Source organism: Paenibacillus sp. MDMC362 (assembly GCF_003269305.1).
GTDB lineage: Bacteria > Bacillota > Bacilli > Paenibacillales > Paenibacillaceae > Paenibacillus_AQ.
Genome location: NZ_QLYT01000029.1, coordinates 78092 through 95526, shown reverse-complemented (window position 1 = coordinate 95526; position 17435 = coordinate 78092). Strand labels below are relative to the sequence as shown.

The window sequence follows — 17435 nt, the reverse complement described above, 5'->3', positions numbered from 1 at the left end:
CATCGCTGTTGTCCCCAAAATTCTTGGAATGATTTAATTAAGGGAAAACCACATCTTCACAAAATGGGTGTGCGGCCTATTTACGAAAATAACGGTGTAACGAACCAAAAAAGCGAAAAATGGCGGTGCTAAGGATGATCCCTAGCACCGCCATTTCTATATTTTCAGTATTTTGATCGATTGGAGTGTTCTTCAGCAGATTTGCTGTTGACCCCCTCGTATATCACAAATACAAATCCATTAACCATTCCAGCCGCTATAAACATGTTTATTTGGCATACGTCAAATCCTGCATCAAACGATGGAGCACAGCGGCGCTTTCGCCGCGGGTGGCATTCGATTTAGGATTGAAGCGCTGCTTCGGATCTCCGTTCAGAATATCAAGACCCGCCAGTGCATACACCGCTGCCTGAGACCAAACACCGATTGAGGACGCATCGGCAAAATGGGCTTTTGCCGTGTCGGCGGGGTTGTATCCGGCATACTCCAGCGCGTTGTAGGCCATCACGGCCATCTCTTCGCGCGTGATCGTCCGATTCGGCTTAAAGGTGCCGTCCGTGTAGCCGTTAATGATATCGGCATTGACGGCTGCCTGGATTGCTCCGGCATACCAGTCGGATGAATCCACATCCTGGAAGCTGCCTGACGCAGCGTCTGCAGAAAGTCCCAATGCCCGGACGACAAGCGCTGCGAACTCAGCCCGGGTGACCGAAGCGTTCGGAACAAAGGTCTGCTCCGTTCGCCCGGTCACGATCATTTTGGCCGCAAGCGATTCAACGTTGTCCTTCGACCAATGCGACGCGATGTCCTGGAACGTTACCGGGTTCTGCAACACCAGGTACGTGCTGTTCGTGCGGCTATAGATATCGATTCGTTGACCATTCACCTTAAATGGAATCGGCGTGTATATGACGTTTCCGTCCACCCGAACAACCGCGATATCCGTCAACGCATGCGACTTGTCGACATTCAGGGACCGCTTTACATACGATTGGAATGCTTCCAACGTGGCAGTCTTGCCACTACCGGACTTCACCGTCACGGTATAGCTCACAGCTTGTAATGCATTATATCCTTTGGACGCCGCTGATTTAAGGGCATCCGCATCGATAGCAAGCTGAACCACCAATTGAAGGCTGTTCATGTCCGAGCCGGCTTGGGCTGCCAGCGCTTGAAGATCGATCTCCTTCTTCGGAAGCTCATAGCTTCCGTAAGGCGTTGCTACCACCAGCACCTGCGCGCTTGTCTGATCAAGCCATGCACGCAGCGCTTCATTCTCGATGGTAACAGATGAAGAAGAGATTGGCTGCGTGCTGGTTACCTCCACGGTGACTTTTCCGCCTGCAGGCTGTTTCAGAGCTTCCTTCATGGCGGCTCCGTGCACGCTGCCTGCAGCTGCACCGTTCTCCACTTTAACCGGAACCTTGATCTTGCCTGGTTCGGCTGGTGGTGTCGTCCCAGGGTTCGATGGATTTACGGGAGGCGTTGTCGGTCCTGGAGTACCAGGTGTACCCGGGTTCCCAGGGTTCCCGGGTCCAGGCTCTCCCGGCCCTCCTGGATTAGGCCCTCCCGGAAGCGGCGCTCCCTTCAAGTCCGTAATCCGTCCTTCGACGGCCGAGGTCTTGGCCGTAATAGTGCCTACTTTTTTCACATAGTTCGAGAATACTTCATAGTCAGGCTTATAAAGCAGGTTCACGCGCCCTTCCAGATAGGCCTTCTCGAGCGAAGCATAGAAATCGCCGCCCTTAGCGGTAAATGCGTTCGTCGCTACCTCGTACGATTTATTCATGTCGATCGGCTCATATCCGTTCTTGCCTTTCACCTCGATGCGAAGCACCCGCTCCCCGGCCGGTTTGGTCGAATCATAGAAGAACTTCATACCCGCGATATGCGGGAAGCGGCCATCCGCAGCAGGCGTCTTGGAAACCCCGTTCTCCATGGCTTCTTTAATCTCGGCTCCCGTCAGCGTAATCGTGACGAGATCATTGTTAAACGGAAGCACCGTCATGACGTCACCCATCGTGATTTTGCCTGCTTCAATAGATTCGCGGATGCCGCCGCCGTTCTGCAGGGCGATGACCGCATTCGTTCCGGCCGCTTGCGCCGCATCCAGCATGCCATCGGCAATCAGATTGCCGAGATTCGTTTCCTTCGTGCGGACATCGGCGCGAACGCCGTTCAGCTTCACTTCTGTCGTACCAACCTCCGTTTGTTTTAACTGCTCCACGCCCGGCTTATATTTGGTATTCAGAATTTGCAAGGCTTCGGGATCCGGCTGAATTACATACTGCTCATTGCTATCTTTTGCATCAACCGAAATGAGCTGGCTATCCCACTCCTGCAGGACACCCTCATCGTCAAATACGACCTCAAGCTGACCTAAGAATTGGCCTTTTTCACCCGTCTGCACGATCAGCTTCGGTTCGCTGTCCGAACGGTCTACAACTGCCTCATCCAGCTTGGTATGACTGTGACCGCCCACGATGATGTCGATGCCCTCGACTTCCTTCGCAAGGTTGACATCCACGTCATATCCGAGATGCGACAGCACGACAATTTTGTTGATGCCTTCCTTCTGCAGCATCGCTACGGTTTCTTGTGCCTTTTGCACCGAATCATCAAAGGTGACGTCTCCAGGCGAAGCGATGTTAGACGTGTCTTCGGTTGTAAGTCCAATGAGGCCAACCTGCTCCCCGTCTACCTCCATGATGATGGCCGGGTAGATGCTTGCATCCTTGGCATCCCGGGTCACTTCATTCTTGAATTTCTGGGTCAATAAAGCATCGGCCGAAAAATTCACGTTCGAGGAAACAAACGGGAATTCCGCATGCTCGATGAAATCGTTCAGCACCTCGGATCCTTTATCGAACTCATGGTTACCGAAGGTCATGGCATCATATTGAACCAAATTCATGAACTCCAGATCGGCGAGCCCCAAATATTGATTAAAATACAGCGTGCCGGAGAATACGTCCCCTGCATCCACGAGCAGAGGGTTGACCGCATTCGCTTTGGCTTCCTTGATTGCCGTAACCCGGCGCGCAATGTTATCCGGCGAGCTTACGGTATCCAGATTGGCATGCGTGTCATTGGTATGCAAAATGGTCAGCGGGAAGCCGTCCACGGCTTCTTCCTTCAGGTCGATCTGGGCGACGACGGGATCATGATCCGATACGCGGCCCTTGGAGGCCGGGAAATCGGCATTCAGATGCACGATGTCGACTTGCGTAGAGCGAGTCAAATTCTTGCTGACGAGAATATGATCCAGCACCTGCGAGTTTCCGTCATACGTGTAGGTATACCTCTCCTCAGGCGGAAGCGTATCGATCAGATTGTCCAATTCGTTGCCTTTCAAAATGTCCGCCGTCTCGGTAAATTGGAAATCATTCAAATCTCCCAGAACGACGACGTTAGCGTCAGGGTTAGCAGACACAACGCTTTTCACGAATCTGTTCACAACCGCTGCAATCTGATGGCGCTGCGTTTCGCTGGAGAGAACCGGCGGCTGGGTATTGCCGAAAGGTCCTTGGTCTCCGGATTTCGAGTTAAAATGATTCGCAATGACAATCACTTTTTCTCCTTGGAATTCGAACTGCGCGGCCAAAGGTTTACGCGATGCGTTGAATGCAGGGTTCAGCGGTTCGATTCGGCCCGGATTCAGAGTCAGCTGATCCTTTGCCCCATCATACGCCACCGATTCAATCGGTGATCCCTTCTTGCCGTTTACACTGTCCGATAACTGGACACGATCGGTGTTATAGAGGAATCCGACCCGTATGTTCGCTCCCGGCGCTCCCCCGTCGTTATTATTCACCGGATCAATATCGGTAAAGCTGTAGGTTGGTCCGCCGACTGCCTTGATGGCGTTAATCAAGGTCTGGTAGCTTTGATCTGCCGCGGTAGTTCCGTTGTTCTGCTCCCCGTTGTTATCCTGTACTTCGACAAGACCAATAATATCCGGAGACTTGATGTTGTTTACGATTGACTCCGCCAGCTTGTTGATTTTGGCGGAACTTACGCCCGGATAGAAATTTTCGATATTATACGTCGCTACTCTGAGCTGTTCGTCTTTCACGTCGAGCGTGGATACCTCTTGCTTAAAAGAGCTGCTGTGGATTGCAGGCAATTCGCCTTTAGCCGGAATCACCTTGAAATTGCCACTGTTATAACCGATTACGCCGATCACATCATCGGCAAATGTATCGCCGGTGCCCACTTCTTGTCCCGGATTGCCGTAAGCAATCAGGAGACGCTGCGGGTTGAAATTACCGTTCTCTTTCAGAACCAGCCCGCCGGCTGGCGTAATGACATCCGCGATATCGTTCTCGACACGGGTCGCAATGTTGTAGGTACCGCCGCTTGTCCAATACGGACTAATGATCGTTGGCTGCGGAAGTCTGACCAGCATGCCTTCCAGAGATTCGTAGAAGTCGATGGCATCTTCCTCCGGATCGAACGTTGTCATGCTGTCATTATCGATAATGGCGGCAGGAATCGGGCGCCCGCCTTTACCTAAGGTAACAGGGTCCGGCAGTTGTTGACCCTGACCCAGATTCTTGATGGACTGCAGCTCGATTTGAGTAGAGGTCAGGTTGCTGGAGCTTCCCTCGTTAAACTCGGCCACTTTTCCGGTTACACTCACCAGATCTCCGATTTGAGGCCGGCTTGGATCCGTGGAATACACAAAAATCGCATCCGAGGTATCCGGATTGGAATCCGGCTTCGGATCCTGGATATAGAATCCCTTGATATTGCCGTTAGAGAACGTGTAACCGTATTGGGTTACAACACCTTCAATATCGGTTACCGTCTGTCCGGTATACGGCGAAGTATGGTCCTCGCCTTGGATATCCGCGATACGCGGCTGCTGTGTCGCTTTGTAAGCAAATTCGTATACCTTGCTCTCATTCGCCCCCGAGACAACGATCGCTTTGATGGTCGTGTCACGGTCTATTTGAATCGGCGAGCTGTACTGTGTACTCGCTGTCGTCGGGACTGACCCGTCAAGCGTATAATAGATGCTTGCCCCTTGCGTAGGGCTGGACAGCGTCACCGTCCCTCCAATGATTATCGGTCCGGCACCCGGACTAGCAATCACGGAGAACATGTCCTCGATTAAGGCATTCTCGCCTAAAGGAATTAACTCATAGATGTTGCCGAACTGCTTCACCACACCCGTGACGCGGCTGAAGGTCTTCACCGTCTTCAGCTTGGACAATCCGGAATAGATAATGAATTCATGACCGCCTTGCTCGGCCGTATATTCCCCAGGTCTGTTTTCGGACTTGATGGTGACATCGTCCAGGTAGACAAGTCGCGCTTCATAAGTCTCTCCCGAAGCTGCAGATAGATCAGCTCCGGTGATTTGAAGAGCCTGCGGCACTCCTGCATTTGCGCCCGTTACATCATACGGCAGCAAGGCATGCGGTTTGATCTCCTGAAGATTGTTGTAAATCTCCATCACGCCGGCCACGCTCACCCGGTCGCCAACGCTGGCATTAAGCGGGTAATCATAGAGCACGATACCGGCCGTGTCATCTTGAATGTAGGTCTCTCTGCCTTCGATATGGGTAATAATGCCTTCCGTCCACACATGCTCGCCTTTTGCCTTGCTGCGGGCTTCAGCGACGGACGTTTGCGTTAAAATATCATATTGGAACGAGGAGACCGGTCCATCCGGTAAACCATCCTGGACTGCATAGGCATCCACCCGCGTAGGCTCGTTAATCTCGATCGGGCCATTCACGAGCTGATATCCCGAATTTCCACTGGACAGATACACATCCGCATATACGGAAGCGCCCACCGTAGGCGGATTCAGCGTAACCTCCGTTCCGGCAGGCCAGGCATTAGGCTCCGGATTGGCCGTTACGGCTCCCAAGCCCGAGCCAGGCGTGACCGGCGTGGCTGGACTCGAGCTGTTCCGAGGTTCCGGTGTGGTAACTGTGAAATCCGCCGCATTGTTATCCGTGTCGAGGCCGCGATCATTTTGACCAACGGTCAATTCCTTGCGGATCGCAGCCGTGCTGTTGGATAAAGCTGCTGTCGGCGAGCCTTCGAATAATTTCGCAGTTCCATAGCCAACAAGATCGATGCGGTCGCCCGCAGTGTTCACCAGGTCCACTATGCCGTTAGAGCCGCCTAAGCTCAATGATCCTTGAAAATCAGGTGTCGGGAGAATAGCACCCGTCGTGCCACCACTGTTTTGGATTAAATAATAGGCATAAGGCTCAATGGTTCCAGTTAAAGAGGTCGTGTTGTTAAAAGCACCTGTGCTAGCGCTTGCATAACGTACCTTCCAGCCTGTCAGGTCGATCGGACTGCCTGTCGGATTGAACAATTCGATAAAATCATGCGTATACGTGGCCCCGCTATTCCCGCCTCCACCGTACACCTGGCTGATCACAACCTGGTCATGCCGGGGGGAAGCCTCCGCCACCTTCACAGGGCTGAAAGGAACGATGATACTCAGAAGCATCACGATTGCCAGAAGCATGCTTAACGGCCTTTGGCACCGATGTAATCGAATGCGCATTCAGGTTTTCACTCCTCTATTCTATTAAATTTTCTTACCTTATTTACTATATATACCAGATATGTTTTGGGAGTTCTAACCTAAAGTATGCTAGATGTAAAAAAACCTCCGATAGACCTAAACCCAAAGCTGGATAGGCATATCAGAGGTTCTATTTGACTTACATCGACTTGCGCAATACGTTACCGTTTACCTGAATCGAACGGCTCCCCTACGGCTTTCGGCGCATTCGAGGATTTGGAGAATATCACGAGCGCGATCAGTGTGACCACATAAGGGAAAATCTTGAGGATGACCGGCGGGATTACCGCCAAAGACGGAATGACCTGTGATACGTTGGCTACCGTCGTGGCAAATCCGAAGAACAAGGTGGCCAGCAGGATGCCGAGCGGCTTCCATTGTCCGAATATGAGGGAAGCCAGAGCCAGGAACCCGAGTCCTGCCACGTTCCCCGTAAATTCGCCGGAGTACGTCAACAGAATGGCAGCTCCCCCGAGTCCGGAAAAAGCACCCGAGATCATGACGCCGACATACCGCATGGACTGCACCTTAATACCTGCTGCTTCGGCCGCGTGCGGATGCTCGCCGCAGGACCGGAGTCGCAGACCGAACGGCGTTTTGTACAGTAACAGTGCGCTGAGCACTAGCACTAACAGAACAAGCCAGGTTGTTGCATAGGTTTTGGTAAAGAACAAATCCCCAATAACCGGTATCTTAGACAGCACGGGCACATCAAACGGTGCAAAACCATTCGTGATGCTGATCTTGCCGCTCCCTGTAATGTTACGGGCAAGGAAAATCGTCAGGGCACCCGCGATCATATTGATCGCCGTACCGCTTATAATCTGGTTGGCACTAAGGTTGATGCTGGCAAAGGCATGCAATAGCGAGAATAGCGCACTCGCTGCCGCCGCTGCCAACAGTCCTACCCATAGTACCCACGATTGGCCGGGCCATTGGGCCTGCATTTTGAATATGACAAAGGCACCGATGAAAGAACCGACAATCATCAAGCCGTCAAGGCCGATATTGACGACCCCGCTTCGTTCACTGAACAGCGCGCCCAGGGCGGTAATCAAAAGCGGGATCGTGTAAGCGATGGCATACGGAAAAATCTGTTCAATCGTTGTCCACATATGTCCTTACTCCCCCTGCTTTTTATTAGCCGCGCGACGCAGCTTCAATTTACGGTATAGTCGTTCGATCAAGATGCTGGTTGCCGCAAAATAGATAATGATGGCGATAATCGAATCGGCGATTTCCGGCGGAATCTCCGTCATGGCATTCATAAACCCTCTGCCCGAGTAGAGAATCCCGAAGAACAGCGCCGATACCAAAACACCGATAGGTGCGTTGATTCCGAGCAGAGCGACGGCAATCCCGTCAAATCCCTGGCTCGGCAGAATGCCGATCTGCATGCTGGAGGCATTCCCCGCATACTGTGCAACACCCGCGAGGCCCGCGAGGCCGCCGGAGATGAACATGGACAGCACGATGCTGCGCTTGACAGCGATACCCGCATATTCGGAAGCGTGTCGGTTGAATCCGACCGCCTTCAATTCGTATCCGAGCGTTGTTTTGTTAATAAGGAAAGCGATGACCAGAACAGCAATGACCGCGATAAAAAAGCCCAGATTGACATAGGAGCCTTGGAACATATCGCTGAGCCACTGCTGATGCAGCATGGCTTCCGGCGGAAGCTGACGCGATTCCGTCTCCAGACTCGCCCCTTTGAAATAACCCGGAATGACATAATAAACGGTCCAGTAGGCGGTCCAGTTCATCATGATCGTGGATACGACCTCATGTACGTTATATTTAGCCTTCAGGAAACCGGGGACAACCGCCCATAGCGCACCGCCGATAAACCCGACCAGTACCATGATCAACAGGAGCAGAGCCCGCGGCAGGTCCAGCGAGAGGCCGACAGCCGTCGCGCAAAAGCCACCGAACAGCATCTGGCCCGCGGCACCGATATTAAACAGTCCGGTACGGAAGGCAAAGGCCACGGACAAGCCGGTCAAGATGAGCGGAGTCGCCGTCGCCAGCGTATTCCCGATCCGCTCCGGGTTCTTGAGTCCACCCTGGATGAGATACTTATACCCTTCTACCGGATTATGTCCGGTCAGCGCCATAAGCAGTGCCCCCGCAATAAGTCCGAACAGGACGGCAAGCAACGATTTTACGCTGTTATTCATGTGGTGCCTCCTCTTTTTGATACCCGGCCATCATCAGTCCGAGCTCTCTTTCGTTCGTTTCGGAGGTTTTAACGATACCTACCAGTTCACCGTTATTGATAACGGCAATGCGGTCCGACAAATTCAGAACTTCATCAAGCTCCAGGGAAACCAGTAGAACGGCTTTCCCCTTATCCCGCTGTTCGATCAGACGACGGTGAATATATTCAATCGAGCCTACGTCAAGGCCCCGGGTCGGCTGAACGGCAATAAGCAGATCCGGATCGCGCTCTACCTCACGGCCGATGATTGCTTTTTGCTGGTTACCGCCGGACATCGAACGCACGATCGACCGGCCGCCCGTTCCGGAACGCACATCAAAGCTCTGAATGATATGCTCCGCATGCTTGCGGATCGCTGCTGGCTGCAGCAGCCCGTTCTTGGAATACGGTGGGCGGTTGTACACCTCGAGGATCAAATTCTCTTCAATGGTATAATCCAGCACGAGTCCCCTCTTTTGACGGTCCTCCGGAATGTGGCCGATTCCGCTTTCATTCCGTTGACGGACAGATAGACCGTTGAGCGTTTTACCATTCAAGCTCACCGTTCCGCTCTCGGCCTCGCGAAGTCCGGTAATGGCTTCGATCAGTTCCGATTGACCGTTACCATCCACGCCTGCAATACCCACAATCTCCCCGGCATGCAGGTCCAGACTAAAGCCTTTGAGCGCATCGACTTTCTTGCTGTTCTTGACCGTAAGCGATTTAATCTCGAGAACGGTCTTGCCCGGGCGGCTCTCCTGCTTATCCACCTTAAAGGAGACGCTGCGGCCCACCATCATTTCGGCCATAGCCTCGCGGCTCGTGTCTGCCACTTCCACGGTGCCGATCGTCTTGCCTCGGCGGATGACGGTGCAGCGGTCCGCAACCGCTTTAATTTCTTTCAATTTATGGGTGATCAGAATGATCGATTTGCCTTCATTGACCAGGTTTTTCATAATGCCCTGCAAATCTTCGATTTCCTGAGGGGTCAGGACCGCGGTCGGCTCGTCGAATATGAGCACTTCCGCGTCGCGGTACAGCATTTTGAGAATTTCCACTCTCTGCTGCATCCCGACCGAGATATCCTCGATTTTGGCATAAGGGTCTACGTTGAGGCCGTATCGCTTGGACAGTTCCTCGACCCGTTTGGCAGCCGATCTCACATCCAAGCCGAAAAAGTACTTGCGCGTCTCGCTGCCCAGAATAATATTCTCGGTCACGGTAAATGGCTCGACCAATTTAAAATGCTGATGCACCATCCCGATTCCGAGTTTGTTCGCGACATTCGGATTCGAGATCCGCACGTCCCTGCCGTTGACTTTGATTATGCCACGGTCAGGCTGATACATGCCAAACAGGATACTCATCAGAGTGGACTTGCCCGCCCCGTTCTCACCGAGCAGCGCATGAATCTCGCCTTTTTTCAGCCGAATCGTAATATCGTCATTGGCTACGATCCCGGGAAATTCCTTGCGGATGCCCACCATCTCGACAACATAGTCCATGGTTTTGGGTCCTCTCCTTCTTTTGTGTTGAATATCTTCCTATGCATAAATTGTTTTAAAAAAACGCGGAGCGACTCACTTCCAAACAGCAGAACGCAGTTCCATAGAGATCATTCTCCATTCAATATCAGGATGCAATCGCTTGCGCCGGTGATACGGTCTGATACCTAAAATAGCCCCACAAAGTGGAGCCTATGCTTCGATGCTTGTTCCAAATCCTTTGCGGGGGCTCCAAAACATATAAATGCGATTACAGCATTGCTTACGCTTCGCTGAAATAACTTATAAATTCTAATACCTTAAAAAAAGACGGAGGGAATCCGTCTTTTTTCATGCAGTATCGCTGCTTATAAGTCTATCCACGTCGTAGATGACCTTGGTATCTTGGATTACTTAATCAAATCGCCTTGCTCAGCGGCTACTTTAATTTCGCCGGCTTTGATTTTGCCAAACACTTCGTCCACTTGCTTAAGAACGTCATCGCTCAGGTTCGGGTTCTTCTCAGGAAGACCGACGCCGTCATTAGTTGCATCCAGCGTAAGTGTCTGTCCGCCTGGGAATTTACCTTCCATTTCAGCTTTGATCATATCGTAAGCCGCATGGTCGATTTTCTTCACGGCCGAAGTCAGGACAACGGATTTGTCGCCTTCATATACGCCATCTTGATACTGGTCAACGTCTACGCCAACGATCCATACTTCAGATCCGTTCTGTACGCGAGTCTTGGCTTCGTTAATCGCACCAACGCCCACGCCGCCTGCTGCTGCGAAGATCACATTCACGCCGCGGTCATACATTTGAGCCGCCAATTGGCTGCCTGCTGCAACATCGTCAAAAGATCCTTGGTAGACAACGTTCTCTTTGTTAATTACCAGTTTCGTGCCGAGATTCTCGTTGGCATAAGCTACACCCTGCTGGAAGCCCCAGTTGAACTTCTGTACAGGAGGGATTTCCATGCCGCCGATAAATCCAGCTTGTCCATCCTTCACATGAAGCGCAGTCGCTACACCAGCCAGGAAGCCGGACTCTTGCTCAGCGAAGAAGATGGATACGGTATTTTCCTTAACGACTGGATTGCTGTCGCCGGAATGAGGCGTTCCATCAATAATAACGAATTTAGCATCTTTATACTTGTCTTGTGCTTTAAACACGGCTGTTTCAAATTTGAAGCCTGGGGTTACAATGAACTTAAATCCAGCATCATACAGGTTTCCGATCTCTTTTGAATAGTCGGCTTCTGTCGTTCCGGCCGGCTTCAGGTATTTATACTCCATTTTGAAGTCCTCGTTGGCCTTCACGATACCTTCATATGTTCCTTGGTTAAACGACTTGTCATCAATGGTTCCTGCGTCCGTAACCATCCCTACCTTGAAGTTTGCCTTAGGTGCGTCGCCGCCTGCGCCGCCGCTTGGTTCCGACGCTGGTTTGTCGCCGCAACCTGCCAGCATAGTGACAGATAACGCCAAACTGATTAAAGATATGACCCCTTTTTTCATTAAGGATAACCCTCCTAGGTATATATGCCCGAATACTAGATTCGCGCTATTTACAATATATTAATAAAACAGACCCTTTTCAACATAAATTTGGGTGAATCTGTCAAACTGCATCTGTGCCGCGGTGAAACGTTTAAGACATGTTTTATTCCATTTCTAGTAGATATAGGAACCCCCAGTTAACACGCGGTTGATATCACGGTTTTTATAGATAACATGGGAGTTACAGCGGGTGTGATACGCCAAGCGTGCAAGTGATCAGACCCTTCCATTTGGAAAAAAATAACTGTGCTTTAGAAAAGAAAGCACCTCGGCAAGGTGCTTACAAACATGCTGCTCATTTCGATGAATGCTATGAATGATTATTCATTTGCGACGGGATTTCATCATGCGATTATACGTAATTAATCCGGCAATAATCATGGCGACTACACCTAAACTGCTTGCCGACTCCGGCGTCATGCCAAATACACCCGCCAAATTCGTAACCAAGCTGTTCGTAAGCAGCGCCACCGCAATTAGCATAATTGGACGCCACACGCTATACCTTCTCATCCTCGCAACACCCCCAAGCCAGATTTACAGCATTATAAGAACCCCAAATCACTAAGATCGCCTAATCTATTAGATGCATTATACCATGAATAAGTATGCGTTTACATTAATCTCCTTCATTATATTAGATGTGTTCATTAACATTGAGATGCGTCTCATATTCCTCATGCGCTCAGCAATACCGATTCAAAGTAAAAGCCACGATCACAACGTGGAAATCTCGCGCTGCGACCATGGCATTTTTTATGAAACATTAGTTATCGTGTATCAATGTGGCACGGCAAAATTTTGTGATGGAATGCCCCTCATCCTACTTCTAGGAAATCAGGCCACATGCCATCGAAATCTGAGCTCGTCTGGAATAACTTATCAGTCCTTCTTGTTGTATTCGAATGAAATCTTAACGGGAGCCGACATTCCATCCATAGACAGATAGGCGTCGCAGGTTCCCTTTAAATTGCCGGTAAGCTTAATCATGAATTCGAAACTTCCCGTTTCTGTACTGGTCGTCTGGCCTTCGTAGCGAACCTTCCCTTTCGAATCGAGTATTTTCAAATTCACTTGGGACTGGCTGCCGTTCACGACCAGCCCGTCGATCGTCAATTTCTTCGCAGCGGCATCCACCATGGCTCTCGCGCCGTCGATTGCAATGCCACCCCCCGCCGGGCCGTCAATGCCGAGAACTTCAATTTCATCCAAGAAGACCCAGACGTTGACCGGGAATTCGACTTTAACGTAGCGGGCAGATACTTGATCGGCTCCCGCTTTCCCCGGCACGCCGTCTGTTATTCCCCTCCAACCCACGAACTCGGCCGAGGCAGCATCCTGTGCCGGTGGCGGAGAAACGGTTGCCAGCGTGCTCCAGGATTCGCCGTCAGATGAAACGGAAAAAGTGACGTTCTGAGGAAAATAGATGCCAGGCCCTTTATCCTGAAGAAAATGGGCTCTAATGGCCCCGATCGATTTGTTGCTGCCCAAATCAAATGTGATGGTGCGGCTTCGTTCGTCAGGGTAGTCGCTTCCCGCATGGGCCTGCCACTGCTCGGTGCGGTAATCCGTCCCGCCGAATCGGCCGTCCGTAAGTTCGTTCCCGGAATCAGGATAGTTGCTGTTAGGCTGCTGTGAAATTGTATAGCTTTGGCCAAGAACCAGATTGCTGAGTCCCCCTCCGTCAGACCAGGTTTGAATGAGAACTTGGGCGTAGGAATCAAGCACCGTTGCGGCCGGGACCGAAATCAACCCTTGCGCTTGGACGGCCGGGTCGTGAATGTGCGCGAGAAAATCCTGCATATACGTCACGGCTTCCTTCGGCTTGTTATCGTCCAGAAGAAGTTTGATGGTCTGCAATCGATACGTCAAATCATTACCAAAAGCCGGCTTGATTTCGTTCGATGCGACATAACGCTGTACAACCTCCGCCATCGTCTCCGGCGCCGGACTGCTATCGATGGCGTACGTTCCGTTCAAATACTGGTACAGCCAGTCATACATTAAACGCAAACTTGGATCCTTGCTTACCCCTAAGTTGTATACTGCATTATTGCCTTGATAGTGAGCTCTGAAGCCATTTTGCATCAGACCGGATCTGACGCCGCTATCCAAGTATTCGACAAAACGCTGACGAAGTACGGGATCTGTCAGCATTCCGTCATCAAATTCAACTTCGTTCCCCATTCCGTATCGCTTTGCAGTATCCGTAGCATCGTCCAGACGGTCGGAATCCATTCCGCCGAAGAAATAGTTAGGCTGAAGCGCCGCGGCATCGAACCCTACGTCTTTCCACATAAACATTTTGTAAGCATAGGAGTGTGGAATCCAGAAAACCTTCATGTTCATGGCATGCACTTTATCCGACACCATGCGAGCGATGTCCGGTCCCGATTCGGATATGTCGATTTGTTCCGGCATCCAGTACATGCCGACAAGCTCAAGATTCGAGTAGTTGGCAGCCTGCCATCTTTGCCGGGTCTGGTCCAGCCACCACTGCACCGCTTTTCCTCTGTTTTCAGAAGCTTTTTCTTTGCCTACGACGGAGTCGTTGAAATTTAAGGAACCGCTACCGTCAATGTCGCCAAAATCGGTTAAGGATTCCCCTGGATTCGGAATCATTAACACAACCTTGACTTGATGATCGGACTGTTTCAGCTTGGCCCCAACTTCCTTGGCAGCCTCATTCAACTGCTGCATATCGCCCGTGGCTGCAAAGGTTTTATCCAAATACCATTTCCAATCGTCCAGGTTCGTTTGTCCCTGACCGAAATCGCGACCGGCAGGCGAAGCAATCCCGAGATATAGAACGCCGTCATAAAGCCAATCGACCGGCTCGCCGTCTTTATTTACATAACTGATATTAGGGATAATCCGTTCCTTTTTCCAATCGCCCAAACCATTCGCGTATTGTCCATTATACAGCAGATTCAGATTCCGGATCCCGGCCGTAGCTTCCCCCGACTCCAAAAAACGAGGCTGCTCGGCAGGAACCTTTACCGCCCCTTCAATCTTGCCGTCCATACCCATAATTTCGATTTCGTCAATATATTCCCACTGTGTAGGATGCATATAAAAGGTCACCTTCACATAACGGGCATAAGCCAGCTTGTCATCCGTATTCCCGCCTTTGATTCCATCCCGGCTGCCATCCCATTCAAAGGTCTCCTGTCTGGGCGGTCCTTCTCCCCACAGAAGCTGCGTAGCGTTATGGGAAAGCAGCCCCCAATTTTCCTTATCGTCGGAGACATACATCGATACCGACAGCGGCACGAGAATCGAATTCGCAGGAAAATCTTGAAAGAAATTAGCCGTGATCTTTCCAATGGACTTTTCCTCACCGAGATCGAACACGACTTCGCGCGTCTTTCCGCGCAGATGTCCTACCCATGCCGGGTCGTTCATATCCAATGCGCCGTATGTTCCGTCCGTGAGCTTGTATCCGTCATCGGGATGCGAAGCTTCCGGAGCTTCAGACCATTCATACGGAAGGCCTGCCGCGAGATTGCGGAATTGCGTCTCCTGCACAGCCGAAGATGCTGCCGCTTGATTTTCGTCTATTGTTTGTGGTGCCTGTTCCGCTGCAGGTTCACCAGCATCCGTCAGTTGATCTAGTTCGACCTGTGGATGACCTGTATCCTTTCCTGCTTCTATCTGGTCTGCACCTGCCGCCTGCTGGACAGCCACATCCGGAACAAGCGATTTCGCCTGAACCGCAGAGAGCGGAGTCAGTAGTAATACGGCTGTCATTAATCCGGATAACCATTTTTTATTGAAATTCATCAAGACCAGCTCCTTTTCTTTATTCTCGAGTACAGAAATATCAAAAACTTTAAACCCTTATTTCTGTTCCGGGTGAACGCTAGATTTTAATCCCCCCTTTCGCGAATTCCGCCATAAGCAAGCAGCAAGGCGTATAAGATCGGCTTCCTCCGAAGAGGAAGCCGTCACCGCCGCATCCAGTGCCGCCAGCGGCACGAAGTTTCCAGTGGACAACAGCAGGAGTACAGCGCAGCCAAACACTCCGCACTTCGGGCGATCGGAAGCATGGATAAGCAAACTTCGGTTTATCCGTGTTCAGGTGATTCTGGTCTACTTCGCCTTTGCCGCCAGGAACTCATCAATCTGCTTTTGCAGCTCCTGCTGAATTTTTTTGAGGGCAGGGCCGGCTTCCGCTTCGAATTGTTTCAATGTATCTTCCGGATCGATAACCCCGTTAAACAGCGCCGTGTAGTATTGCCCGTCGACTGTATTGTACTGGCTGACCTCGTTTTGCACCGGGGTACTGTCAAATTCGAAGCCGGCCAAAATATCGGTCGTGAACATGTCGGCATCCTTAAGCACAGCGTTCAACTCCTCATTCTCGCCCTTCACATCACTCCGCTCATCGACGGGATTCCACAGCCAAACATAGCCGAATGCAGAATAGCCAGCTGTATCCAGGGTTTTCATTTTGTCCTCTCCTACCGCTTCCCAATGCTTCCCTTCGATTCCGTAAGAAAGCAGGTCGTAGTTCTCCTTCTCATTCGCCCAGTTCAGGAACATAATCGCCCGCTCCTTATTCTTGCTTACCTTCGGAACGGCCAGAAAGTTCCACTGTTTGAAGTCGGTGATGTTCGCGCCCTTCTCCGGATTAAAGAAGGTGACCGTCTCCAGCTCGCTGTCCGGCACATTGTTCTTTAACGTGTTCTTGAGGGAATCGCCGATGCCGAACGCGCCGTTCGTGACGATCGCCACTTTGCCTGCCGAGATCGGCTGATGAAAATCTTTTGTCGTCAAAATGTCCTTGAAGATCAGTCCGTCTTTAAACCATTTGTGCGTGTTCGCCAGCCAAGTTTCGATCGGTTCCCGATCCTCCAGCAAATTGTAAACTTTGCCGTCATTGTTCTTGTAATAGAGCATCAGGCTGTTGCCCAGGGCGTGGGTCGGTCTGACATGGGTTTCGTAATCGTTCAGCGCATGGTGAGCGACAAATGTATAAGTGCCGGAGCCTGCGGTCATCGGGATGATGCCTTTCTCCTGCTCTTTCACCTTGTAGGCGAAAGCGATCAAATCTTCATAGGTTTTAATCGGCGGTACGCCGAGCTTCTCGCGAATATCTTTGCGCACCATGTAGGAATTGCCGGACATGTAGCTGACGCCGAGCGGAACGGCCATAATTTTGCCGCCGTACTTGTTGTAATCCCACATTTGCTGCGGCCGTTTCTCGAGCACCGTTTGGCCGTACTGGGCCAACAGGTCGTCCAGCGGTTCATAGAATCCGTTAGCGATCATTTGGTTGATATGCAGCCATGGCGCATCGAAGATGAGATCGATGTTTTCGCCGGAAGCAAGCGTCACCTGTGTCTTTTGCGCCAGATCGGACCAGGGTACGAAGACGACGTCGAGTTTGACGTTGATCGTATCCTTCATTCGCTTCTCTGCTTCGGCGATGACCATATCCATATCCGACGGCCGATCGCCGGGAATCATGATTTTCAGGGTCACCTCTTCAAGTTTGGCGTCACCGCCGGCGCTGTCTCCGGTATGGGCCGACGGTCCGGGCGTCTTCCCTTCCCCTTCGTTCTTGCCCGAACAACCTGCAATCGCGATGAGCGCGATCAACAACACGAGCACGATGGGCAATAGCTTTTTCATAG

Annotated in this window: 8 protein-coding genes; all 8 read right to left on the bottom strand. The window is 51.3% G+C overall.

Annotated elements, in window-relative coordinates; all coding sequences use genetic code 11:
• Positions 1 to 268 precede the first annotated feature (268 nt).
• Positions 269 to 6535: a 5'-nucleotidase C-terminal domain-containing protein gene (locus DP091_RS15290; protein WP_113059104.1), complete on the bottom strand. Its 6267-nt coding sequence runs from the start codon at positions 6533 to 6535 to the stop codon at positions 269 to 271.
• A gap of 182 nt (positions 6536 to 6717) precedes the next feature.
• Positions 6718 to 7671, bottom strand: coding sequence for an ABC transporter permease (locus DP091_RS15285; RefSeq protein ID WP_113059103.1), 954 nt, complete (start codon positions 7669 to 7671; stop codon positions 6718 to 6720).
• A 6-nt stretch (positions 7672 to 7677) separates the two neighbouring features.
• Complete coding sequence (locus DP091_RS15280) at positions 7678 to 8733, bottom strand: ABC transporter permease (protein WP_113059102.1); 1056 nt, start codon at positions 8731 to 8733, stop codon at positions 7678 to 7680.
• Positions 8726 to 10258, bottom strand: a complete 1533-nt coding sequence (locus tag DP091_RS15275) for an ABC transporter ATP-binding protein (RefSeq protein WP_113059101.1) — start codon at positions 10256 to 10258, stop codon at positions 8726 to 8728. The genes DP091_RS15280 and DP091_RS15275 overlap by 8 nt, the downstream gene beginning before the upstream one ends.
• Positions 10259 to 10647: 389 nt before the next feature.
• Positions 10648 to 11754 carry a BMP family lipoprotein gene (locus DP091_RS15270; protein WP_113059100.1) on the bottom strand — a complete coding sequence of 369 codons (1107 nt, stop codon included), beginning with the start codon at positions 11752 to 11754 and terminating at the stop codon, positions 10648 to 10650.
• A gap of 366 nt (positions 11755 to 12120) precedes the next feature.
• Positions 12121 to 12309 (bottom strand): hypothetical protein, encoded by a 189-nt coding sequence (locus tag DP091_RS15265; RefSeq protein ID WP_076322526.1) that lies wholly within the window; start codon positions 12307 to 12309, stop codon positions 12121 to 12123.
• A 369-nt stretch (positions 12310 to 12678) separates the two neighbouring features.
• Positions 12679 to 15579, bottom strand: a complete 2901-nt coding sequence (locus DP091_RS15260) for a DUF4855 domain-containing protein (protein WP_113059099.1) — start codon at positions 15577 to 15579, stop codon at positions 12679 to 12681.
• A gap of 309 nt (positions 15580 to 15888) precedes the next feature.
• Complete coding sequence (locus DP091_RS15255; RefSeq protein ID WP_113059098.1) at positions 15889 to 17433, bottom strand: extracellular solute-binding protein; 1545 nt, start codon at positions 17431 to 17433, stop codon at positions 15889 to 15891.
• Positions 17434 to 17435: the final 2 nt, after the last annotated feature.

What these genes read in the sequence shown, in the direction of transcription:
- DP091_RS15290 (WP_113059104.1), bottom strand. Translation starts at nt 6,535, where the DNA reads ATGCGCATTCGATTACATCGGTGCCAAAGGCCGTTAAGCATGCTTCTG.
- DP091_RS15285 (WP_113059103.1), bottom strand. Translation starts at nt 7,671, where the DNA reads ATGTGGACAACGATTGAACAGATTTTTCCGTATGCCATCGCTTACACG.
- DP091_RS15280 (WP_113059102.1), bottom strand. Translation starts at nt 8,733, where the DNA reads ATGAATAACAGCGTAAAATCGTTGCTTGCCGTCCTGTTCGGACTTATT.
- DP091_RS15275 (WP_113059101.1), bottom strand. Translation starts at nt 10,258, where the DNA reads ATGGACTATGTTGTCGAGATGGTGGGCATCCGCAAGGAATTTCCCGGG.
- DP091_RS15270 (WP_113059100.1), bottom strand. Translation starts at nt 11,754, where the DNA reads ATGAAAAAAGGGGTCATATCTTTAATCAGTTTGGCGTTATCTGTCACT.
- DP091_RS15265 (WP_076322526.1), bottom strand. Translation starts at nt 12,309, where the DNA reads ATGAGAAGGTATAGCGTGTGGCGTCCAATTATGCTAATTGCGGTGGCG.
- DP091_RS15260 (WP_113059099.1), bottom strand. Translation starts at nt 15,579, where the DNA reads ATGAATTTCAATAAAAAATGGTTATCCGGATTAATGACAGCCGTATTA.
- DP091_RS15255 (WP_113059098.1), bottom strand. Translation starts at nt 17,433, where the DNA reads ATGAAAAAGCTATTGCCCATCGTGCTCGTGTTGTTGATCGCGCTCATC.